At 60.2% G+C, this 26167-nt stretch carries 6 protein-coding genes; all 6 read right to left on the reverse strand.

Going from position 1 to position 26167, the window contains the following annotated elements; all coding sequences use genetic code 11:
- Positions 1-64: 64 nt before the first annotated feature.
- Positions 65-18127, reverse strand: coding sequence for a VCBS domain-containing protein (locus tag AB8A38_RS08895; protein ID WP_439085736.1), 18063 nt, complete (start codon positions 18125-18127; stop codon positions 65-67).
- Positions 18128-18764: 637 nt separating this feature from the next.
- Complete coding sequence (locus AB8A38_RS08900; RefSeq protein WP_439066368.1) at positions 18765-19142, reverse strand: hypothetical protein; 378 nt, start codon at positions 19140-19142, stop codon at positions 18765-18767.
- Between the two features lie 91 nt (positions 19143-19233).
- Positions 19234-20271, reverse strand: coding sequence for a transglutaminase-like cysteine peptidase (locus AB8A38_RS08905; protein WP_439085737.1), 1038 nt, complete (start codon positions 20269-20271; stop codon positions 19234-19236).
- Between the two features lie 224 nt (positions 20272-20495).
- Positions 20496-21830 carry an HlyD family type I secretion periplasmic adaptor subunit gene (locus tag AB8A38_RS08910; RefSeq protein WP_315841487.1) on the reverse strand — a complete coding sequence of 445 codons (1335 nt, stop codon included), beginning with the start codon at positions 21828-21830 and terminating at the stop codon, positions 20496-20498.
- Positions 21817-24003 carry a type I secretion system permease/ATPase gene (locus AB8A38_RS08915; RefSeq protein ID WP_439085738.1) on the reverse strand — a complete coding sequence of 729 codons (2187 nt, stop codon included), beginning with the start codon at positions 24001-24003 and terminating at the stop codon, positions 21817-21819. Before AB8A38_RS08915 ends, AB8A38_RS08910 begins: the two co-directional genes overlap by 14 nt.
- Positions 24004-24219: 216 nt before the next feature.
- Entirely contained in the window at positions 24220-25803 is a 1584-nt protein-coding gene (locus tag AB8A38_RS08920) for a TolC family outer membrane protein (protein ID WP_315841485.1), read from the reverse strand.
- Between the last annotated feature and the right edge of the window lie 364 nt (positions 25804-26167).

Genomic DNA, 26167 nt, shown 5'->3' on the forward strand with positions numbered 1-26167 from the left:
GATCATCGGGGGCTTTTGCAATTCGTTGAAGCAACACGGCCGGGATCGCCAGCCGCGTCGGTCATCAGACAGTCATTGAGTGATCTGTGTTCTTGAACACCATGTTCACGATATCAGCATTGCTGGTGCCATAGCCGACCAGCGTTGCAACATCATGCGTGTTGCCGGAGAAATTGCCGGCACCGGTCGTATCGACCTGCACGAGGACATTGCCTCCGTTCTGCGTCAGATGAACGTAGTTATTGATGTTCGAACCATCCGCTTGCACGCCAGCAATGCCGTCGAGCAAGCCCGATATATCGATCTTGTCGCCTTCGGCGTTGCTGAAATCGAGGATCGAATCGAGGTTCGCCGCGCCAATGTGACCCGCACCGAACTTGAACGTGTCGGCTCCCGAGCCGCCCCGCAAGACGTCGTTACCAAGCCCCCCCATCAAGATATCGTCTCCGGCTCCGCCCTGGATCAGATCATTCCCGGCACCGCCCGACAGTGTGTCATTCTGGCTGCCGCCGAAGATCAGATCCTTGGCGCCGCCGCCCGTGATCACGTTGGCAGCACCATCCTCGCCCGCAATGAAGTTCTGCGCGGACGACGCGGAGAGGTCGATCGTGCGGGCACCGCCTGCGTTACTCGGATCGGCGTTGCTGATGGCGTAGGAGGAGGTACCTAGGTCGTAGCCGTAGACCGAGCCACCATCGAATGCGATCGATTCGATCGAATTCGCGCCCGACGAACCGCCGTCAAAATGATTCATCACCGTGACCTGCTGGCCATTGTACTGGATCACCAGATCGCCGTGCGTGGTGCCGTTGTTGTTGTCCGTCGCCGTGAGCATCGACATCGCGGCACCGTGCGTTGCGATGAAGATCGCATCGGTACCGCTGACGTCGGTAATCCGATCGGTCCCGTCGGTCATGCCGAAAGCGTAGACGTCGTTGCCAGTACCGGCGCTGAGCGTGTCATCGCCATGTCCGCCAACGATCAGATTATTGCCGTTTCCGCCGGCGAGGATATCGCTCTGGTCTCCGCCGAAGATTAAATCATTGCCGCTGCCGCCAGTGATCTTGTTAGCGGTATCAAGTTCGCCGGCAACGAAGTTGTTTCCAGATGACAGGGAAATCGTGCGGTAGCCGTTGACTTCGGACGGATCCGCAGTGAGGCCGTTCACGATCGCATAGTCGCTGGTCCCGAGGTTGTAACCGTATACCGAACCACCGTCGAAGTTGATCAACTCGACCTGGAAGCCATTCATATAGAAATGGTTCTGAATCGTGACCTGTTGGCCGTTATACTGGATCACCAGGTCGCCGTAGAACGTATTGGGATCATTGTCATAGGCGAACAGACCGGACATCGCCGCGCCACCTGTCTTGATGACGATACGGTCGAAGTCGCTATTGCTGGCCCAGTAATCATTGATCGTGTCGTTGCCGTCGGCGAGGCCAAACACATAGGCGTCGCTTCCGTTTCGACCGCTCAGCGTGTCGTCGCCGAGACCCCCGACGATCAGATCGTTGCCGAAACCGCCGGTGATGGTGTCGCTGCCGCCGTTACCGAACAACAGGTTGTTGCCGTTGGAATTGAGAGTGCTGATGGTATCTCCCGCCTCCGATCCAGCGATAATGACCATGCCAGCGGTCGTGGTCGTCATTGCGCGCGACACAACATAGGCAGACGACGAAAGCGAGTACCCCAAGTAGCTCCCACCATTCTGAAATTGGAAACTCTCGAACGTATTATTGTTGCTGCTGCTGGTGAAGACATACTCGTCAAGCAGTGTCGCATACCCCGTCGCAGAACTGGTAGACCAGCCAACCTCAAGATTGTTGCTGCTCTGCAGGAAGTTCAGGTTTGTGAATGTCGTAGCCGACGACGCGTTGATGCGAAGCGTATCGCCGCTACCGCCGTTCTCGAAGTAAGAGACGTAGCCGGAGTTCAGCGTAACCTGGGTTGTATCCGTGCTCCCACCGCTTGCCGTAGTGTCAGTACGATCCGTCCCGTCGAATGCAAGAGTCATGGTACGGGCCGTGGCGTCGCTCATGCCAGTTGCGTCCTTTACCTTGAAGGTGAAGGTGCCACTGCCGCTAAAGTTATTATCCTTCGGCGCAAAACTCAGCATGCCGGCAGCAATGTCGGCCGCAGAGATGAACTGGTTAGCCGTGACCGCGGAACTTCCATACAGCAGTATGCCCCGGCTGCTGCTGATCGATAGCGATGTAATGGTCACGCCCGCGGCTACGTCGCCGTCGGCATCGCTGTAGCCGAAATCGCTCAGCGTCAGGACGCGCGTCACGTCTTCGGTAATAGCGAGCGTACCTGCTTGACCCGTCGGTGCGACCGGCTCGTTGGTGCCGTTGATCGTGATCGTCACCTGCTGGGACGTGGTGCCGCCCTGGCCGTCATCGATCGTGACCGTATAGGTCTCGGTCAAGGTCTGGCCTGCGTTCAGGAACTGGATCGCACTGTCAGCGATGCTGTGTTTCCACGCGACTGATCCCTGTCCGGTCCCCGTGCTGTCGGTCGCGTTCAATGTCAACGAGCTGGCATTTGTCAATGCGGTGATCTGGGCCTGCGACAGCGAGCCGCCCGACCATGTGAACGTCGGCCCACTCGCCGCGACGGTGTGGGTGTCCATCAAATCGGCGTCGGTATAGGTGATCGTTCCCGCGTTCGTTTCGATCCCCTCGACGATGTGCTTGGTTCCCGCCTGGACCGAAACTTCGTCAATGTCGGCGCCGTTCACGCCCGTGGTGGCGAAGGACAACACGGTCGATGTCGACGTCGCAGTAAACGTCACCGAATATTCTGTCCAATTCGGGACGACGTTGCTCGTTGTCCAGACGGGTGTTCCGTTGACGCTGACGCTGAACGGCGTGCCGTAATTGTGCATGAAGAAGTCGATCGTGTAGGTCGTTCCGATCTGCGTCGTGATGGTCTGGCTGAGCGTCGTGTTTTGATCGAGGTAGGCTGCATCGACGCTGCCGTTGGCGCCGCTGCCATAGATGTGCGCCACGCCGGCACCGCTGACGGTCCACGGCGTCAGCACAGGATTGTAGATGTTCGGCAATTCGAAGGTCGGGTTCTGGACCAGATTGACGATGCCGACCGACGCATCCTCGGTTGCAAAGCCGGCCTGGGCCGACGAGGTGATGACCGGCGCCGCGTCGATATGCTTGGCAAGCGTCACCGTCACGTTCTGCGTATCGAACCCGCCATGGCCGTCGTCGATCTTCAACGTGTAGGTCTGATCGACAGAATTGGAGGACAACGCCTGCAGGGCACTGTCGCTGGCGTAGAAAGTCCACTTGACCTGATGGGTGGCCTCATCGACCGTCGACACGAAGTTGCCGATATAGTTGCTTCCCACCGGCGTCGTGACCGTTACCGAGTGAACGTCCGACACATCGGCGTCGCTGAACGCGATCGTTCCGCTGGTCGCTTCGTAATGCGTAGCCGGCGTCAGCGAAACCGCGTCAAACCGCCAGGAATCGTAGGTTGCAGGATTGTTGTTCGGATCGTCGACGGCGAACTGAAGGGTGTCGTGTCCTGTCCCCGTGACCGTGGCGGTGAAGGTGTGATAGCCGCCTATAGCCTGACCAGTTGCAACGGCCAGGACCTGCGTGCCGTTCCAGTTCACGAAGACATGGCCACCGGGGGTCGTCGACACCGTATAGACTTGGAAAGACAAGGTGTATTGGAGACCCGGAAGCGTATCGACGACCTGCGTCAATTGCGTCTGGATGCCTGTGACCTGGCCAAATGAGTTGGCGGTGAAATTCCCCGAACCATCAGCCGGGAAGTTCGACGAGAAGGCCGCGCCACCTGCCTGGCTTGCAACGGTCCATCCCGTGCCCCCTGACTCGAAGCTGCCGTTGACCAGCGCGCTGGCTGGCAACGCATGTACCTGCCCCGTCACCGTGCCACCGTAGGTCCCATTGACGAGATCTGGCGCATGGTTGTTGTCGGTACCAAGGATGTTCACGGTCAAATCATGCGCGGTGCCGTCGGCCGAGTGGACCGTCAGCTTGTCGGTGTAAGTCTGACCCGCGACGAACTCGCCATGCGCCGAGTTCATCGTGTAGGTCCAGGTGCCGTCGGCATTGACGTTGAAGACGCCGTAGTTGTTGCTGCCTGCCGCGTTGGCCTGCGGCACGAGCGTGTCGGCGCCGTCGACGTCATTGACAACAAGCGTGCCGCCGGTCGACTGGGCCACGTTTGACTCGGTCAGACCCGTCGTATCGATGCCGGTGAACACCGCGGGATCGTTGCCGCCGGTGATGTGGAACGTCAGGAAACCGCCATGGGCACTGTTGCCGTCCGATGCGCCGTACTTGAACACGTCAGTGGCTGATACGCCCGCTCCGAGCGCATCGTAGTTCGCATTGGGCGTATAGGTGTAGGTGCCGTCCGGATTGATCGTGAGATCACCATAGACGCCGTGCGCAACCGTCGTGGCGCCGTTGAGATAGGTCGGGCCTGACTGCGCATCTGGCCGGATCGTGATCACCGTGAGCGGGTCGTTCTCTGCGTCGTGATCGTTGGCCAGAACACTGCCGGCGAACGTTTTCACCGTACCCGCGTCGATAGCCGCGGTATCGGTCAGGTTCTGATCGTCGTCGACCGGGACCGGAGTATCATTAACACCGGTGAGGTGAACCGTCAGGTACTGCGCGACATCGCCGCCGTTACCGTCGGTCGCGACATACTTGAAGACGTCGGTCTTCTGGACGCCATCCGCCAGCGCATCGAAGGCGGCATTCGCTGTATAGGTGTAGCTACCGTCCGAATGCATCACGAGATCGCCGTAGATGCCATGCGAAGTCGCATTGCCGCCCGGAGCGATGGCGATGGGACTTTCATCGGTCGGGACGCCGTTCGCCGCCCGGATGGTCTTGACGCTGAGCGTGTCGCCATCGACGTCGTGATCGTTGCTCAGGATATTGCCGGTCGTGCTCAGCAGCCCGGCGTCCGTGCCCGCCGTTTCGGTGAGCGTCGCATCGTCCGCCGTCAGCACCGGCGCATCGTTAACAGGATTGACCGTCACTGCGATCGTGCCAGTCGACGTCGCAGTATCGGTTACGAGGCCCGTGGTGAGCGTGGCGTGATCGACGACCGTCACACTTACACCGAGGTTGAACGTACCGTTGTAATTGGTGGGTGTCGTTGCGGTGAGGTGCGCGAGGTCGATCCCGGCAGGATTGTCGATGACCCAAACGCCGCCCTGCAGCGAACCCTGATTGAAGGTCGTCCCGGCGGGATAACCGCTGAGTTCGATATGGGTGGCCTTCTCCGAACCGTCGGTATCGCCCAAGGCAATGTGGATGGCAAAGGCGTTGTCTTCGTTGCCGCCCGAGGCCGTCAGCACCGCCGCGTCGGCGACGGGGCGAACATTGACCGTGATGGTGCCCTGGGTTGACAGGGTTCCGTCGGATGCCTGATAGGTCAGGACCACGATGCCGCTACCGTTCACGGTGGGCGTTACGGTCAGATCACCGCTTTGCGTCAGACTCGCCGATGCAAACGGCCCCAAGAAGCCACCGAGATTGCCGACCCTCTGGAGGGTACTGCCCTCGGGATCGCTGTCGTTCGCCAGAACGTTGACGCCCGTCAGGATCTGATCTTCATTGATGGTGTAAACGTCATTCACCGTCACCGGCGCATCGTTGGCGCCGTGGATGGTGACCGTCACCACTTGCGGCGTGCCATCCGCGGTCTTGACCGTAAAGGTGTCGGTCAAGACCCCACCAGCGCCGAGCGCCTGAACCGTCGGATTGGCGTTGTTGAGCGTATAGGTCCACACGCCCCCAGCAGTCAGCGCATAGGTGCCGTAACCACCCGTTGTGGCCGCACCGGCCGCGACCGCCTGGAACGTATTCGGCGTGTTGTCGACGTCCGTATCCGTCAGCGTGCCGGTCGCCGTCGGCGTGCCAACAATGCCGTTGTCGACGCCACCAGCCTCGATCACACTTCCGGAGGTAATGCCGGAGATCACTGCGGCATCGTTGGTGCCATTGATGGTCACGGTCACCACCTGCGACGTGCCATCCGCCGTCTTGACCGTGAAGGTATCGGTCAGCGTGTTACCAGAGTTCAGCGCCTGAACCGCAGGATTGCTGTCGTTGAGCGTATAGGTCCACACCCCGCCGGCAGTCATCGTATAGGTGCCGTAACCATTGGTCGTGCCGGTCGCGGACGACACTGCCTGGAAGGCGTTCGGCGTGTTGTCGACGTCGGTGTCGGTCAGCGTGCCCGTCGCAGTGGGCGTGCCAGCCGTCGCGTTGCTGACACCGCCGGCCTCGATCACACCGCCGGTGGTCGTACCCGAAATCACCGCAGCATCGTTAGTGCCGTTGATAGTCACGGTCACCGCCTGCGACGTGCCATCCACCGTCTGCGCGGTGAACGTGTCCGTCAGCGTCTGGCCGACATTGAGCGCCTGCACCGCGGCGTTGGCATTGTTCAGCGTGAAGGTCCACACCCCGCCTGCGGTCATCGTATAGGTGCCGTAACCGTTGGTCGTACCGGTCGCCACCGATACAGCCGTGAAGGTGTTCGGCGTATTGTCGACATCGGTGTCAGTCAGCATGCCTGTCGCAGTAGGTGTGCCGGTTACCGCGTTGTTGACACCTCCGGCCTCTATGACCGAGCTCGTGATCGTGCCCGAAATCACTGCCACATCGTTGGTGCCATTGATGGTGATCACAAGTTGGGCGGTATCGGTCAGATTGCTCGGATCCTTCACCGTGTAGGTGAAAGTATCGGTCAGCGTTCCACCGACATTCAGCGCCTGGACGGTGCCGTTGTTATCGTTGAGAACATAGGTGTAGCTGCCGTTAGCATTCAGCGTCAGCGTGCCATAAGTGCCCAGCAGCGACGAACCAACCGTGCCGGACGCGCCGCTGCCGGCTTCCGTACCGGTCCGAACGGCAGAGACGATCAGCGATGCGCTGGGAGTCTCGGCATCGGTGTCGTTGCTCAGCACATTGCCGGTAGCGTTGCTGCCGCCGGTGCCGTTGGCCACGCCGCCCTTTTCGGTCGCCGCGCCGGTGTCGTTCACCGCCAGCGGTGCGTCATTGACAGCGATCACATGGACGACAGCCGTTCCGGTATTGGAATTGTCGTGTCCGTCATTGACGGTGATCTGGAACGAGCGATCCGTCGTGGACGGATTCTCGCTGGTGCTGGCGTATTTCACCGCCTCGATGGCCAGCTCATAGGCCGCCTTGGTCGCGGCCCCGCTGAAGGTAATGGTGATTGCGCCAGCGGATTCCGCCACCAGGTAGGACACGCCGTTCACGGTGCCGGTCGAACCGTTCGACAGAGCCGTGCTGTTGATCCAGAGCTGATCACCCGCTTGCTTGTTGGTCAGGACAACTGTGGCCGACGCCATGTTTGCATCGTCGACATCGGACAGCGTCGCGTTGGTGATAATCGCGACCGCCGAGCCGTTCTCGGTGAAAGTTGGCTCGTTGCTGTAGGAGATATTGACGTTATCGAGATAGACGTAATCGCTGTCGCCAAGCCCACCCGACGCCACAAAGCGAATCGTCGTTGTGCTCGAACGGTAGGCTGAGAGATCTATGCTGGCGCTCAAGAAGCCATTGTCGTCGAAGTTTCCACCACCGATCACAGCAATTTGCGTGAAGTTCACGCCATCGGTCGAGACCTGCACGAAAACCTGGTCACTCGAACTATCGAGATCAACGCGCCGATAGTCGAAGGTCAGCGTGGCCGATGACGTCCCACTGAGATCGACCGTGCGTTGCAAGGATGAATTTGAACCGTCGCTATCACCCAGTCGGACGTAAGAGTTACCGCCGCTGGATGAAATTCGGATGTCGCCGTTGCTTGATGAGTTGTTGTCGCCGACTTCGGTCCAGTTGGTGGTCCACAGGTTCGGGCTGCCGGTCGAGCCGGTATAGCCGCCGCTCTGGAAGCCGTCGCCGATGCTGCCGCTGCTGCCATTGGTCACGGTCAGCACAGGCGCGTCATTTGTGCCGGCGATGTTGATCACAACCGTGGTCAGGGTGCCATCCGCTGCGCTGACAGAGAACGTGTCGGTATAGGTCTGACCGACCTGGAACTCGTCATGGGCGTTATTAGCGGTGTAGGTCCATGCCCCTGCAGAGGTGATGGAGAACTTGCCGTAAGTGCCGTTGACATTGTTCTGGGCGACAAAGGTCGCAGGGTTGTCGACGTCAGTGATCGTCAGCGAGCCCATGGTGCTGATGGACGCAGCCGAATTGGTCTCGGTGAGGTTCACCGTTGCGGAAGACACAACTGCAGCGTCGTTGGCACCGTTGATGGTAACGTCGATCTGCTTCGACGTACCGTCCGCCGTTGTGACGGTGATCAGGTCGTGAAGCGTGCCGCCGTTGTTAAGGCCCTGAACCGTGCTGTTGGCGTTGTTCAGATTATAGGTCCAGGCGCCGTCGGCACCGATCGAGAAGGTGCCGTAGCTGGTCGTGACATTGCTCTGCACCGTGAAGATCGCAGCATTGTCCACATCGGTCACGTTGAGATCGCCGGTCGCAGTCGGGATTCCGGGCGTAGCGTTGGCAACGCCGCTCGCTTCCGTCACCGAGCCGGTGACGTTACCGGTGATGACAGCCGCGTCGTTGGCGCCATTGATCGTGATCACGAGCTGGGCTGTGTCGGTAAGACCACCCGCATCGCGCACCGTATAGGTGAAGGTTTCGGTGACAGACTGACCGACGTTCAGAGCCTGGACCGTGCTGTTCGTTTCCGTGACCGTGTAGGTGTAGCTACCGTCGGAATTGAGCTTGAGGCTGCCATACTGGCCAGCCAGTGACGAACCGACTGTACCTGCCGTGCCCGTGCCGGCTTCTGCGCCGGTGCGAACGGCAGAAATGACCAGCGAGGATGTCGTGTTGTCGACATCGCTGTCGTTGGTCCGCACATTGCCCGTCGCGGTGACACCGCCGCTACCGTTGCTGACGCCGCCCTTTTCGGTGGCGCTGCCCGTATCGTCGGTCGCCACCGGTGCATCATTGGCACCGTTGATGGTGATCGTGAGCTGGGCCGTATCGATCGCACCGCTCGGATCCCGGACCGTATAGGTGAAAGTATCCGTGATCGTGCCATTGACGTTCAGTGCCTGCACCTGCGCATCGGTCTCGTCGATGACATAGGTGTAGGTCCCGTTGGCATTGAGGACCAGCGAGCCATGCGCGCCGGTCAGAGTCGAACCGACGGTCCCGGTGCTGCCAGCGGTGCCGACGCGCACGCCGGAGACCACCAGCGAGGTCTGGAGATCGTCGACATCACTGTCGTTGCTGAGCACGTTGCCGGTGGCATTGCTGCCGCCGGTGGCATTGGCAACGCCGCCCCTCTCCGTAGCCGAGCCCGTGTCGTTGATGGCAACCGGCGCATCGTTCACCGGCGTCACATGGATGGTGACAGTCGACGTATCGGACAACGCCGGGCCGCTGCCGTCATTGCCGCCGTCGTTGAAGGTAACGGTCACCGTACGATCTGCTCCGGTCGGGTTCTCAGAGGTCGACTGATAGGCGAGAGCCTTCAGCACCGTTTCCACATTGCCGTCGGTGGCGCCGGCCGCGAGGCTGACCGTCATGTTTGAAGTGCCGTAACCGCTCACGGTTCCGACCACGGTGAAACCAATCCAGATGACATTGCCGACCAGCGAGACGCCGCTACTACCGGCGAATACCAGCTGGTCGCCGCTGACCGCGGTCGCACCGAGCGAGGCGGTGATCGAACCGCCCACGAAGCTCGACGGGCTATCCGGATCGGTCACAGATGCAGTCGGCATCAGCTTCAGCGCGCTGCCGTTTTCCGTGTAGCTGACGGAATTCGAGTTCGGCGCCAGCACCGGCGCTTCGTTCACATTGGTGACGGTGACGTTGATGGTCTGAACGGCCGTACCCCCATTCCCGTCCGACACGCGAACGTCAACCTCGTAGGTGTTGTTGCCGTTGGTGCCGCCAACATCGGTCGGATTCTCGTAATCGGGCGCGTTGACGAAGCTCAGGGCGCCTGTAACCGGATTGATCGTGAACTTCGCGCAGTCGGTGCCTGCGGTCTGCACAATCGAATAAGTCGGCGTGCCGCCATCCGGATCGGTCGAGGTCACAGTGGTGACCGCCGTGCTATTTTCAGCGACCGAAACCGAGCGCTCGGAACCGCCGGCGATCACCGGCGCATCGTTGACCGGCGTCACATGGACGGTGACGGTTGAGGAGTCGGACAGTGCGCCGCCGCTGCCGTCATGGCCGCCATCATTGAAGGTGATGGTCGCCGTGCGGTCCACGCCGGTCGGATTGTCGGAGCTCGAATAGAACGCCAGGCTGCGGACGACAGTCTGCACATCAGCCACATCGGCATTCGAATTCAGTGTGATAGTGACGGACGTACCGCCGAAGCCGCCGGCCGAAATCGTGCCGATCGTCGTCCAGCCGCCGAAGCCGTTGGAGATCTGCACGTTATTACCTTGCAGGCGCACATTGCTGTTGTCAGCAATCTGCAGCTGGTCGCCAGCAACGGTGTTGCCGAGCGTGACGGAGATGAAGCCGCCATTGAGCGAGGTCGGGTTGTCCGGATCGGTAATCACTGCGTTCGACAGCAGCTTCAGATCGTTACCGTTCTCGATATACGAGACTTCACGCGTTTCCGGCGTGATGACGGGCGCATCGTTCACCGGGTTGATGGTAATGGCGATCGTATCGGTGTCGCTCTTGGCGCCCCCCACGCCATTATTGCCGTTGTCGTTGGTCACGATCGTTAGCGTATCAGCGCCGTTGTAGTTGTCGGACGGCAGATAGCTCAGGCCGTTCAGCGCGGAATTGATTGCCGCAACCGTGCCTGTGACGGTTACATTGCCCGTGCCATTTCCGGTCACGGTGAGACCGCTCAGACCCGACAACGTCAGATTGCCGTGCAGCACCGACAGCGTGACGGTTTCGTTGCCACCGTTGTGATCGGCATCCGCGATCGAGATCGCGTTGTTATTGCCGGAGCTGAAAACGATCGCCGTGTCTTCATTCACAACGCGCGCGGTCGGAACGGTGTTGGTCGGCGCGTCGTTCACCGCGGTGACGCTGATGACCAGATTGGCGCCGGCGGTGTCCTTATCGCCATCGATCAATGTGTAGGAGAACGTTTCGGTCGTGTTGGTCACGAGCTGGGACGGCGCGTTGTAGCTCCAGGCGCCGGTCGAGAAGTTGAAGTTCAGGTGACCGTTGATGCCTGTGTCGATCGACAACGCATTGCCGGAGATCGTACCGGTTTCCCCCCCACTCTTGGTGATGGTCGACGAGCCGTTCCAGGTATAGGTGACGCTGCCGATCATGATGGACAGAATCCGCCCGCCATCGGCGCCGAAGTGGTCATTGCTGAGAATATTGCCGGCAACCGAGGTCGGCAGCGTCGGCGTGATGGTTCCGAGCAGCGCCGGATCGTTGGCCGTTGTGATGATCAGCGGTGAGCCGGGATAGGCGACATCGTTGAGGTCGGGATCGTTGGCGCCGATGCTGTTACCCACGCCGACGGCGTAGGACGTCATGCTCTTGCTTTGCAGGAAGCTTTCCCATGCAGCACGTTCCGTGCTGTTGAGACCGCCGCTACCTGTCGGCTGGCCATCGGTGAAGAAGTAGACCGAGGTACCGCCAGACGGAATCGTGGCGCCCTGGATTGCGGCCGTGGCGTTGTCGTAGTCCGTGCCACCGTTCGTTCCCGGGAACGAGTTGCTGTTGATATACGCGATCGCCTGCGCCTTGGTCATCCAGGACGAGGACGTGGCGTTGTCCGAGAATGTCACAATCAGAACCTGATCGGCATTACTCGTATTCAAGAGATTAATGGCTGCAGCCTTCGCCAGCGCAAGGCGCGACGAGAAACCACCCGAGCCATCCGGATCGTCACTCATGCTTCCCGAGCGATCGAAAGCCAGAATGATATTGCCGGTGCCCACAGCCGGCGACGCTTCCGCCACCGTGGCGGTTTCGCCAGCGGCAGTCGGAGCATCGTCGTTGACGGTGACCTTGAAGGATGACGTGGCCGTATCGCCATCGCTGTCCGTCGCGGTGAAATTGAAGGTCAGGTCGATATTGTCTTCGGTTGTCGTATCCGGATGGTCGAGCTTGCCCTTGAGCGTAAAGATGTACGAACCGTCGTTCTGGTCGGACAGCGTGACGCTGAACACTTCCGCCGTACCGGCCATGCCCTTCAGCACCGTGCCGTTGTTGCTGATGACATAGGTCAGCTCAACGCCGCCCTGAGAGAGATGCTGCGAGGTCAGCGCAGCCGTCGTCGCGCTATCGAAGGTGACGGCGCGATCGCCGTTCACCGACGCGCCGCTAACGCCGCCGTTGACGGAGCTGTTGCCGTCGTCGGCGCCCCACGAAATGCCGAGCTTGCCGCCCACGGTCAGTCGGCTGCTGTCGGTATCGACCGTCACATCAGTGATCGGCACAAGGCCATCATGATTTCCGGCGGAGAGATCGTCCTCATCGACTCGCGATGCAGCCGGGCTGCCGATGGTCGGAAGATCGTCGTTGACGGCGACCGCAAAGGTGGAGGTCGCCTTGTCGCCATCGCTGTCGGTGGCGATGAAACTGAAGGTCAGATTGAGATTATCTGCCGTGCCGTGGGTCGGATGATCGAAGCTGTCGACAAGCGTGAAGATGTATTTACCCGAACCGTCATCCGACAGCTGCACCGTGAACACGGTCGCGCCGTTGGCCTTCGCCGTCAGCAGCGAATTACCCGAGCTGTAGCTATAGACCAGAGACGTACCGTCATGGGTCAGATGAAGCGCGTTAAGTGCCGTATTGGTCGCGTTCACATCGAACGTCACGGCGCGATCGCCGTTGACCGAGGAAGCACCGGTAATGCCGACATTGCCGAGATTGTTGCCGTCGTCGGCACCCCAGGAGATATTGAGTTTGCCGCCGACCGTCTTGCTGTTGGTGTCGGTATCGACGCTCGAGTCCGTGATGATCGACAGACCTGACACATTGCCGAGCGCACTGTCATCGGCCTGGGTCGATGCCGGAGTGCCGATCACAGGGCTATCATCGTTGACGGCAACATCGAACGTCGCAGTCGTTGCATCGCCATCGGAATCCGTCGCGATGAACTTGAAGGTCAGGTTCAGATTGTCCTCACCCGAGTGGTCGGGATGGTCGAGGTTACGCGTCAGCGTGAAGATGTAGGAGCCGCTGTCGACGTCAAACAGCTTGACGTTGAAGATCTCTTCGCCATTCGCCTTCGCAGTCAGGGTCTGGCCGTCGGCACTGATCTGATAGCTCAGCGCCGCTCCGTTATGCGTCAGGTTCAGGCCAAGCAGCGTCGTGATATTCGACGCGTCGAATGTCACGGCGCGATCGCCGGCCACCGGAGCGCCGGTGATGCCGCCATTGACGACCGTATTGGAATCGTCGCTGCCCCAGGAAATGTTGAGCTTGCCGCCGACTGTGCGGTTGTTGTTATCGGTGTCGATGGCACTGTCCGTGATCAGGCTGAGCCCGGCCGGATTGCCGAATGCGTCCTCGTCCGCCTGAGCGGACGCAGGTGTCCCGATCGTCGCCTTGGTGTCTGCGACGGTGATCGTGAAGGTGCGATCAACCGTATCACCATCGCCATCGATCGCATGCGCCGTAAAGGTGAGCGTCAGGCTGTTGTCGTTACCAGCGCCTACATGGTCGAGATTCTGGAACAGCGTGGCAGCGAAGGCCGGATTGACCAGACCATTCAGCGCAACGATGAAGACCGGATGGTCCACAGTGTCGCCGACCTTGTAGGCGACGAGCTCTTCATCAACACCGTTGGCCGCGAGGCGCACAGTGTAGGCAAGCGCAACACCGTCCGAGGTCAGACCCTGCGGAACGATGGCCAGGCCATTGGAATCCTTTGCGAATTCAAGATGGGCCGAACCACGATCATCGGCATTCCAGTCGATGCCAAGGTTACCAAAGGTCGACGAGACTGTCGGCAGCCCCGCTTCCGTGAGCGCGCCGATGTCGGCATTACCGACCAGCAACGGCACGTTGTCGGTAACGACAATGTTGAAATTGGAAACCGGCGTGGTGTCGCCGTCGCTGTCGGTCGCGGTGAAACCGAACGAGAGATTGAGCGACGTCCCGTCGCCCGTCTTGTGATCGAGATTGTCGTAGAGCTTGAACGTGTAGCTGCCGTTGCCGAGATCCGACAGTTGCACGCTGAACACGCGTGCAGCATCCGATGGCGAGGTACCGAGATTGCCGCCACCGACTCCGATATAATTGGTGCCGTCGAAACGATAGGCCGTCAGCCCGGTGCCGTCAGCCGACAGCACATAGATCAAGGCAACGCCGTTCGAAGTCAGACCGCTCGGTGCCGTACCGGCGAGCGCGGCATCGAAGGCGACAGAGCGATTGAACGCGCCGGAATTGTTGTCGTCCGCGCCCCACGAGATATTCAACGAAACGTCAGACAGAGTCTGAGTCAGGAAGGTATTGGAGAACTCGGTGCTGGTGGTTTCTGCAATCGTCTGATCGCCGATCTTGCCGATCGACGGAGCGTCGTCGTTGACCAGAACCGCAAATGAAGTGGGAATGCTGTCACCATCGCTGTCAGTCGCACGAACCGCGAAGTTCAGCGTCACGTTGTCTTCGACCGAATGCAGCGGGTGATCGATGGTGCCGGTCAGCGTGAAAGTGTAGGAGCCGCTGTCCACGTCGGACAGCGCGACGTGGAAGATCTCTTGCTCTCCTGCCGAGGCGATCAGCTTGGTGCCGTCGGCAGAGATTTGATAGGTGATCACGGTGCCGTTGTGGGTCAGGCCCAAGGCCGACAGTGCGCTCACATTCGACGCATCGAAAGTAACGGCGCGGTCACCATTCACGGGCAAGCCCGTGATGCCGCCATCAACGACGCTGTTGCCGTTGTCTGAGCCCCACGAAATATTCAGCGCATGAGTGACCACGGTCGCCTGCCCGGCGACATCGCCGACACCGCCTGCCACGCCGTTGGCCAAACCGTCTTCATCGACGATGCCGACCGCCGCCGCCGTCAGGCTGACATTGGCGAGGAAGGTGCCGCTGTTATCGATGGCGCCCGTTTCCTTGAACGACAGCGTGTTGCTGGTGCCATCGGCAACGACAGTCAGATCAATGGTCTGCATCGCGCCGGTTTGTGGCGAATAACTGCCAACTAGGGTGCCGTTCCAATACACTTCCAGATGTGCACCATACGGCCCCGTCGCTTCGCCGATCGCGAAGGACAGATGATAGGTCTGGCCGGTGGTCATGTCGCCAATGGTCTGGGACAGAGTCAGGTCGCCGGGCGAGGCTTCCAGATCCACCATGTGACCGCCATTCGGCAAGGTCGCACCTAGATAGCCACTATTGACGCGCTCGAGACGGTCGCCGGTGATGGTCCAGCCGGTGACATTGGTGCTGTAGTTGCCCCAGCTCGCGACGCCCGACCAGTCGCCGGCGGAGAAGTCGCCATTGACAATCAGATTGACCGGCGTGGTGACTGGCACCACTGGCGCGTCGTCGTTGATCGTCACCGAAAAGCTCGAAGAGATCGCGTCGCCGTCGGCGTCGCGCGCCGTGAAATTGAATACCGGCGTCAGATCGTCTTCAACGCCCGAAATCGGGTGATCGAGATGACCCAGCATCGTGAAATTGTAGGAACCGTTGCCCTGATCGGACAGCGTGACGGTGAACACCTTGTCGCCATCGAGACGGCCTGAACCCTGATAGGCCGTCAGCGTCGTACCATCGGTCGACAGGATATACTGCAGCGCGACGCCATTCGACGTAAGGTTCTGCGCCTGAAGCGAACTGACGGCATTGCTCGCAAAGACCACCGAACGGTCGCCAGCACTACCAGTGAAGCCGCCATCGACCACGTTATTGGCGTCGTCCGCGCCCCACGCGATGTTCAGCGATGCAGTTGCGGTCTTGGCTTCGCCAGCGAGATCGCCGGACGCATAGGTGTCGCCGGCATTGCCCTCCTCATCGACAAACTGGGGCGCGACGCCTTCGGAGGTGAAGGACGGAGTTTCGTCGGTAATGTTGACCGTGAAATTCGCTGGGGCCGTCGAGTCACCATCGCTGTCGGTCGCAATGAAGCCAAATGTCAGCGCCTGGCTGCCTTCGGAGCTGCCCCGATGGTCCAGATTGTCCAGCAAGGCGAAGTCGTAGCTGCCATTTCCGCTGTCGGACAACTGCACGGTAAAGATGGTGCGCGCGCTATGGCCTTCGGTAGCAGCAGTCGTTGCCGTCAGCAAAGTGCCATCCGCGGAGATCGTGTAGATGATCGTCGCGCCGTCGGAAGTCAGGCCGAGGTTCTCGAGAGCGGTTTGCGTCGCAGCGGTGAATGTGACCGAGCGATCATGCGTAGCACCCGGGGTGTTCGGATTTTGATTATCCGAACGCCAATCGATGTGCAGTGATACGGCGCCGGTGTCCTTCGGCGTAAACGAACCGCCGACCACCAGCAAAGAGGGCATGTCCTCGCCACCTTCGCTCGGCGGCGTTTCGCCGTTGCCTTCGCTCAGTGTGCTTGCGTCGGCCGGACCGGTCACAACCGGCACCGTATCCGCGATCACCGCATGCAGCGTGCCGTTGACCGTATCGCCATCGCTGTCCGTCACGGTGAAGTTGAAGGCTAGATCGATGTTCTGGAACGTGGCTGAACCATTGTCGTGATCCAGCGAACGATACTGGGTGACGACATAGCTGCCGCTATTGCTGGCGTCGGACAGGGTCACGACGAAGACGACGTTGTTGGCAATCCCGCCTTCGCCACCCTCGCCTTCACCGCTCGGCGTGCCGCTCTGCTGCAGGCTGGCAAGACTCGTCGGTGCCGTGTCGCCGGTATAGGCGACCAGCACAGTCCCGTTTTCGAGCAGCACGTAGTGCACCGTCTCGCCATGCGACGTCAGCGTGCCGATCGCCGTCGTGCCGTCGCCAGCGGCCGTCACCTGCGTGTTGGCAAACACGACCGAGCGATCGCCCGTTGCGCCGGTGGTCGCGGATACGCCGCCATCGACATGATCGTTATAGCGGTCGGCGCCCCATGAGATGCCGAGTGAGCCCGTCTGCGTCGCTGGATTGCCGGACAGCGGATCCGTCAGCGCGGCATCGGCAGGCGTGCCGATCACCGGCGTATCGTCGTTGATGCCGATCGGAATCGCGACGGCCACAGTGTCGCCACTACCATCCGTCGCGATCACGTTGATCGAGAGATTGATCGTGTCTTCGGTGCCATGGATCGGATGATCGAGCGGACGCAACAGCGTGAAGGTGTAGCTGCCCTGCAGCGATGAAGCATCGAGGGATACCGTGAAGACCTGATTGGCAGCGACATTGAAATCGCCACCGACATAGCCGATCAGCACGGGCTGGCCGTTCACGGTGGTGAAAGCGAGCTGAACGGTCTGACCATCCGAGGTCAGGCCGGCCAGCGTCGGCTGATTGAGCGAGAACGCGAAGCTGCGATTCGAACCATCGGTACCGAAATCGACATTGAGCGAACCGGTCACGGACGTCGCGGTGCCGCCCGTGTCACCGGTGCCGCCGAGATTGCCTTCCGCAAAGCCGTCTTCATTCAGCGTCACAGCCGTCACGCCGCCCGGAATCGGCGACGGATTGGGCGTTCCATCTTCCAGCGGATCGAAGCCGCCGCCAGTGTCTTCGCCCGTCAACAGCGCGAGACGCGCGCCCGAGGCACCGAGCGCACCAACGGTCGCATCACCGAAATTCGCGCCGCCCGTCGGGCCCGTTGCACCGCCGGCTGCGGGCAGAACGGACTGATCAGTGGTGATCGGAAATGTTTGCGCGAACTGCTCGCCTGTCAGCGTGCGATCGGAGCCCATGTCGAATGCGAGATCGGTGAGCGGCTTGCCCATCGAGTCGAACACTGGATCGACAGTCACCGTCGACTGATTGTCGAAGAGGATGATGAGCTTTTCACCGACCCTGACGAAGGTCAGCTTCTCGCTCGCGATATCAGCAAAATCGAGCTTGGTGTTCCCGTCTAGATGAACCGAAATCGCCTGCCCATTTTGCGGCTTCTCGAGCTTCAGGTTCTTCGGAGACTGCGGGGTCTGCGTGGTGGAACCGGCGAGCTGCGCGAGCAATACGGGAGCGTTCATGACTACAACCTCAAGCTGATCGGACCGAAAAACGTCCAAGTCCTGCGAGGGTTAAAATATTCTTAAGAACGCAGAGACGTCAATGAATACCTGTAAAATTTGAAGCGTTTTCGTTGCATTGGTTAAGTTCAAAAATGAAACAGCGAATTAATAAAGATGAACCGCTCGACAGTAATACTTCTTCTAGACAGTCTATTTTTGGGAATGTCCGGAAAAATCCACAAATCACGGCGTATCTATTGTAAAAATAAGAAAGTATTCGAAAAAACGACTTATTTTATACTTTGCAAGATGACTTCTCATTTCGCACTGAACAACGAAATCAGCTCACAACCACAGGCACCTCCGCCAATATTGGACGGGCGGCTGAATTTGCTTTCGCGAGCCGATATCGACAGCCGCGCGAACCGTCGCGTAGTGGTCGCCCTTCGCGAGCAAATTTCGAAATGGGACAGTTGCTTAAAGCGCATTCGCATCACAGCCAGATGGCAAGGTCGCCATTTGCAGTGCGCATTCCGCGAATCTCTGGGATCGCGGACTTCTTCTCCGGGCACAGACGTGAATCAGCAAGCTGCGCAGATACGCAACTCGCTATCGCAGGACTGCTATCGCAGGAGATAATTGATAGGATAAAAGTCTAGATGCGGGTAACGACGCACGCGACCGGGCTATACTTGGCCCGATACAACAGCGCGTGCTCGCGAATGCCATCCAGCCATACGCCACGGCCTGCATAGCGATATCCTTCACCCATCGGGATCAGGCGAACAGGCATTGCACGGTGCGGTGTCAGGTACAGATGGCCGGTGACGATATCACCGGGAAAGGTCACACGGCCGGAGGTCAGCTTGTAGACCGCCCCATTCTGACAATCGACGGAGAAGGCAGCGCCTGGAAGCAGGCCTTCGGCATGCGAGACAGTTGCACCGGAAGCCATTCCAGCCGCCACCAACAAACCCAACAGCGTGTGCTTGAAGCGCATCTCAATCCCCTCGTCGACCTCACCCTGGCGCATTAAGAGCCCAAGATGCACGGAAGTACAAGATCGCGAAGCGCATAAAACGTCGATATCAGGCCGATTGTCGACGTTGTGTTGTCGAACTATCTCAGAGCGCCAGCGGCAAGGAAGAGCCGCCGCCGAAGCCGTCCACCTCGGCCGCGGGCAACATGTCGGTCTCGCTCTCATGATGCGGACGCGCGGCATAGGGCGCGGCGAACAGGCTGACGCCTTTGTGGTCGATAGCGAAAAGCGGCATGAAATGCGGCAGATCACGTGTTTCCGACAGTCGGGAGTAGCGATTGTCGAGAACCAGCCAGCGGCCATCGACACGGACGGTGAGCACCGCATGGTCCTGGCGCACCGCCATGTCACGCACCAGCATCATCTTGATATCGGCCTCCGGCACGCCCGTTGCGGCGAGCATGGCGAATTTGGCGATCGCATAGTCTTCGCAGTCGCCGATACCCGCGGACAGCGTCTCCAGCGGCGAACTCCACAGATCGGCGACGCCGTGCTGCTGATAGTCCCCGACATAGCGGATCGCATAGTTGACGTCGCGATTGATCGCCTCGACGCGTGTGCGCAGATCCAATTCGGCAGCGGAACGCGTGACGGCGACAAACTTGCGCGCACCGGCGACGCAGTTCTCGCTATCAGCCTTGCAATCCTCGATCGATTTCAAGTCGGCGCGCATACGCGCTTCCGCACCGCGCCATTTCGTCCATAGCAGCCCTTCAGGCGCGCGGAACGTGAACAGGCCGAACGGCTCCTCGCTCGTGGCAGGCAGGATCGCGGCCGGAGACGGCGCATCACTGATCACCTTGGCATCTGATCCCTGCGGCGCGTCCAAGGATGCGAGTTCGATATTGCCGGGCTTTGCACGGTTCTCGCTGTCCCGCTTGGCCAGCACCTGGTTGATCGTGAAGAACCGGACCGGCGGCGCGGTCATGCCCGCGATCGGCGTGTCCATCACGGAGCGCTCAAGCACCGTCTTCTTCGCGCGTGATTTTGCAAATGCTCCATCGCAAGCGCTGACGCTTACGACACCGGCGAGCACAAACCCCAGCGCACGCGGGAATGCCCGCGCCTGATCGATACGCAACATGACTGACGCCCCGTTGTCCGGAGCATCGGCCGACGTCATTGCGTCGATCCCCGTCCGGATCTTGTGGCATCAGGGATAAATCGGGGGCTGCTTCAGGCCGGTTAAAACACGTCAACCTGTGCGGGTATGTCGTTGAACGCGCTCAATCGGCTACCAACGCATTCGCTCGAATTTTAGCGAAACCTGCGTTTTAAGAGTTCGTTGACTCTGACGGGCTGGGAGCAAGGTAACATACGGAGCAGCGGAAATGCTCCGTAGCGCTATCAGCGTTCGCGAAACGCCTCATCACGCAGCATACGCGCAGGCTTCACGAGATAATCCAGCACCGACTTCTTGCCGGTCAGGACTTCCACTGTCGCCACCATGCCGGGAATGATCGGCAGCGGCTGCTCGGCAGTGCCGAGGTGGTTCTTTTCGGTGCGCACCATGACGCGGTAGAACGTCTCGCCGCGCTCGTTCTTGTCACCCTTCTCGTCGGTGATGGTATCGGCGCTGATACGTTCGACCCGGCCGTGAAGCGATCCATAGACCGAAGAGTCGTAGGCGCTGAGCTTCACCACCGCCTCATGGTCCGGACGGATGAAGGCGATGTCCTGCGGACGAATGCGCCCCTCGACCAGCAGCGTATCCTCAAGTGGCACGATCTCCATCACGCTGGCGCCAGGTGCAACGACCGCACCAATGGTGGTGACGTTAAGTCTGTTAACGATGCCGTAGACCGGCGACCGCAGTTCGGTGCGCCGAACGCGATCCTGCGCGGACTTGATGTTTTCGTCGAGGACCGCGAGATCACCGCGCGATTTCGCGAGATCATCTTCCGCCGTGGAACGAAATGCCGTGGTGATATTCAAAAGCCGCGACTGCGCTTCCTTCACGGCGGCCTCGGTCTTGACCATGGTTGCCTGCACCACCGCGAGCTGACCGCGCATGTCGGTGGCCTGCCGGTCGGACCGCAGCATCTCGATCTCGGGAACGACCTTCTGCTCATAGAGCCGGCGCGTCAGCAAGGTTTCGCGGGTCAGCAGCGTCAGCGTCTCGGAGAAGCGGGTTTCCGACGCACGGAGCTCGTCGATTTCCTTTTTCTTCTGCCATTCCTGCTGGGCAATCACGTCGATGTCCTGCGCAAGCTTGCGCATATGGGCGTCGAATACGCTGCGTTCGGTCTGAACCGCACGCGGTGCAAGCTTCGTGAGTTCTTCCGGAAACTCGACGTTGGTCTTGCCGAAGGTCTCTGCTTCCAGTCGGATCACGCGGGCAGCCATGGCACCGCGCCGCTCGCGGATTTCGCCGAACTGCGCCGCGAAGTTGGTATCTTCGATGCGCGCCAGCGGCTGATCTTTCCCGACGATGGCGCCTTCCTGAATCAGCAATTCGCTGATGATGCCGCCTTCGAGCGATTGCACCACCTGGGTCTGGCGCGACGGCACCACCTTGCCATTACCGCGCTTCACTTCATCCAGCACGGCGAAGTGTGCCCACAGCAGGAACACGACGAGCAGACCGGTGACGGTCATCAACAACATCCGCGCCGTACGCGGCGTACGCATTTCCATGGCCGCACGAACGTCGTTCGAAAATGCGAAATCAGACTGCGACATTGACCGGCCTCCCCGCGGCTTGAGGAGCCTGCGGCTGCGGGCGCAAGCGCGTCAGGATCTGATCGGCGGGACCGTCGGCGACGATCTTGCCGTTGTCGAACACGAGAATGCGATCGACTAGCGACAGGAGCGACGGGCGATGCGTCGAGACGATAATGGACATCTCACCCTTGGCGAGCGTCTTAAGGCGATCGAGGAATTCACCTTCACTGCGCACGTCGAAATGCGCAGTGGGTTCGTCGAGAAACAACACGCGCGGCTTGCGGATCAGCACACGCGCGAGGCCGATCGCCTGTTTCTGGCCGCCCGACAGGCTACGGCCGCCTTCGGCAACCATCATGTCGTAGCCCTGCGGATGACCGGCGATGAAGGTCTCGACGCCGGACAGCCGTGCAGCCGCGAGCACTTCCTCATCGGTCGCATCGGGACGGCCCAGCGTGATGTTGTCGCGCAGCTTGCCATAGAACAGATCGGTATCCTGCAGCACAAAACCGATGCCGGCGCGCAGGTCCGCCGGGTCGTATTGCCGGATATCGATGCCATCGATCAGGATGCTGCCTTCGCTCGGCGGATAGAACGCCGTCGCCAGACGGCCGACCGTGGTCTTGCCTGAGCCGACTCGGCCGATGATGCCGATCTTCTCGCCAGGCTTCACGTGGAAAGAGATGCCGTCGAGGGCTTTCGCCGGGCTGTCCGGATAGGAAAAGCTGACATTGCGGAATTCGATGCTGCCCTTCGTGATCTCGCGGGCCACGAAGATCTTTTCCGGCGGCCGCTCGCGCTCCGTCGCCATCAGGCGATCGATTGACCGCAGGGCCGACATGGTCTGTGTCGCGCGCGTCATCACGGCCGCGATGCCGGCGATGGGACCGAGAATGCGGCCCGACAACATATTGGCCGCAACCAGCGCACCGACCGACAGTTTGCCGTCGAGGATGAGGAACACACCGACCACGACCAGCAACAGGCTGCAGAGCTGCGTCGCCACGCTCGCACTGGTCATCGCCAGCGAGGACCAGAACTGCACGCCTTCGCTGGAACGTGCCGTCGCTGCGACGGAACGTTCCCACACTGTCTGGACCCGGCTCTCGCCAGCAACTGCGCGAACGGTCTCGATGCCATTCAGCGACTCGATGAGAATGCCGTGACGCGCAGCCGACTCTGCCTGCAGGCGCTTCATCGCACGATCGAGCGGCCGCTGGATCAAGAGACCGACGAGGATCATCACAGGCAGCATCGCGAGCGGGATCCAGGCCAGCGGGCCGGCAATCACGAACAGCACTGCGATGAAGATGATCGCGAATATCATATCGGTCGCCGACACAACCGTGCCTGACGTGAAGAATTCGCGGACCGAGTCGAAGTCGCGCATCTGATTGGCGAGAATGCCGACCGAGGGCGGACGCTTGTCCATCTTCAGCGCCATCACATGTTCAAAGATGTTCGACGCCAGCACCACGTCGATCTTCTTGCCGGTCATGTCGATGATGCGGCTGCGGACCACCTTGAGCAGGAAATCGAAAGCGATCGCCAGCGACAGGCCGATACCAAGCGCGACCAGCGACGGGATTGCGCCATTCGGGATGACGCGGTCATACACGCTCATGGTGAACAGCGGCGCGGCGAGCGCCAGCATGTTCACGATGAAAGCTGCAATGGCGACATGGCTGTAGTTCGAGCCGAACCGGCTGACGACAGACCAGAACCAGTGCGCCTTCGGCAGATCGCCGGCGGCGATCGCGCGCGGATCGCTGACGGACGCCGGACGGACGAAATAGACGAAGCCGGCATATTTCTCTTCGACGGCTTCGATCCGCTCCATGGCGATCGCACCGTCACCGACGGGGGTTGCCAGTGTCAGACGGCCACTCGCCAGATCGATGCCGCGCAGAATCCGCGTCGAACCATCGTGAAACAGAAGCACAGCAGGCAGGACCAGCGCAGGGATATCCTTGAGCGGTCGCTCGTTCAGTTCGGCCTCGAGGCCCGCCCGCTGCGCCGCGCGCTCATACAGAGCCGTTGTCAGCACGCCGCGCTCGACCGGGAGACCGGCAAGCAGCGCACTGCGGCTGACAGCTCTGCCGTGGTGAGCGGCGAGATAAAGCAGGCTGTCCGTTAACGGATCGGCATGCTGATGCTCGACCTCCGCTACGGGCGCAGCCGGCAGGTCCATTGCAATATCGAACTGGGGTGAGCGAATGTTCAATGCAGCCTCGGAAATTCCAGGCGCCTTGTATGACCCGTGCGCGGATCTACTGGCCTTACAAAATATGACTTGCCAGCTTTACAGGCGATCCTTGCGGAGCGCCTGTACTATTTCGCGGTTCAGACGAATTGCTGAACTTACGGTAAACCCGACCGCGGATTATGAATCTGCGTACTTAACTGGTTAACGGCGCCCCGCAGAAGCATCGGCCGACACGCTGCCCTGCCCGACCTGGCCCGATGTCACGAACAATGCGTTGGCGTTCGACAGATCTTGCGAGGCCCAGCGATCACCGAACAGCACGGCTTTCGGTTCCAGCGCCGGTGCGAAAGGCGAATTCCAGGTCTGGAAGGGCAGAACCGTATTAAGCGGTTCGGATCCCGGCTCCGGCGCCGTCAGCAGGATCGGCGGCAGGCGATACGGGATAAGACCGGATGCACGGCTCTCGATCGGCTCAGACTCCGGCGGCTTGCCGGTCTTCAGATAGGACAGCAGCTGTCCCATGGCCGCCAGCAACTGATAGTCGGCGAACACGGTGACGCCGCGTGCAGACACCAGCGAGACGTTGGCGTTGAAGTACTGGTTCTGCGAGTTCAGCAGATCGATCAGCGTGCGCTGGCCGAGCTCGTATTCCTTGTTGTAGGCTACGAAAGTACGGCGGGCAGCTTCAACTTCACGCACCAGCGCTGCTGCACGCTCCGTCGTGATCGTGCGCGCAGCCCATGCCTTGTCGAGCGACTCCAGCGCATCACGCTGCAAGCGTGCATGGCGCTGCTGCTGCTCGATCATGCGTTCGCCAGCTTCGGCGCGCTTCCACGCATCCTGACCGCCGCGGAAGATATCCCAGCTCACAACAACCTTGCCGCTGACTTCGTCGCGATTACCCGGATAGGTGATCGAGTCCTTGCCGCGCAGCGCGCGGCCTTCCAGGGCGACGTTCGGAACGAATGCGCCGGCGGTCGAGTCGAAAGCACGCTTGGCCGCATCGACATCTGCACCAGCGGCGCGGATCGTCGGATTGTACTTGAAGGCGACGTCGAGCGACTCGTTCTTGGTTGCCGGCATATCCGGCAAGCGACCGGGGAAACGCACATTGAACGGTTCAAGACCAACGGTCTTGCGATACTTGGCGCGTGCATAATCGAGGCTGAGGCGGAAATCCGACAGCACGGCTTCCGCTGCGGCTACACGCTCTTCCGCCTGCTGGGTATCGCCCTCACCGGCGCGACCACCAGCGAAACGCGCACGGACATTGGCGCGCAGTTCGAGATGAACCTTGAGATTTTGTTCGGCAAGCGCAACCAGTCGCAGATAGCGCGTCACATCGACATAGGCTTCAGCCGCATCGAGCGCGATCAGTTCGGTCCGTTCAAGCACCCGGAACGCCGCAGCATCCACGCGCGCAGCCTGACGCCAGATGTCGTTGATCGACGCAAAGCCGTCGAACACCAGCTGGCGCACCGTTACCGACGCTTCGCTGCCGTTGACATAGGAGCCATTGCCGGCCGGCGCAGGAACGATCGCCCGGTTCAACATCTCGGGGCCGGTATTCGCCTGCAGCCTGATCTGAGGCAGCAAAGTACCTTGGCTCTGGCGAAGTTCGGCTTCGGTGGCACGGCGATTGGCAGACGCCTCGCCGACACCTGGGTTCGTCTTTACCGCCTGATTGATGGCGTCAAGAATGAAAAATGGCTCGGCTGCATGAGCGAACTGGCCGCTCGATCCTAGCAATACAACTACAAGGAAAATCTTTGCGATCTGCTTCATGGATTGAGCGCTAACAAGAAACGGAACTTGCCGCAATCCGAAAGCCACATTTTGGATCGAAAACTGACTCATTGTTGCAAGAATGCATTACCTCGTCCGGAGGCGGCACGGTCCGCTTATCCGTCACGGCACTGTCATTTTCGTCCCTGATTTCAGGCGTTTATCAATGCCTAACAACAGGTTAACACGATTTCGTGAGTGGCAGAACCGCCCCCAGGACGATGAATGCGCGCTGGGCGGGCCAGAGCGCGCCCAATTGTGGCAATCATCGCTATTTCGTAAAATGGAAAAAGATACGACATGAAGGGATCGTGGTAACCCCTCACCGGCACCAATTCAGGCGAATGCACGCTGTGGGTGCATT

The organism is Tardiphaga sp. 839_C3_N1_4, assembly GCF_051811045.1.
Lineage (GTDB): Bacteria > Pseudomonadota > Alphaproteobacteria > Rhizobiales > Xanthobacteraceae > Tardiphaga.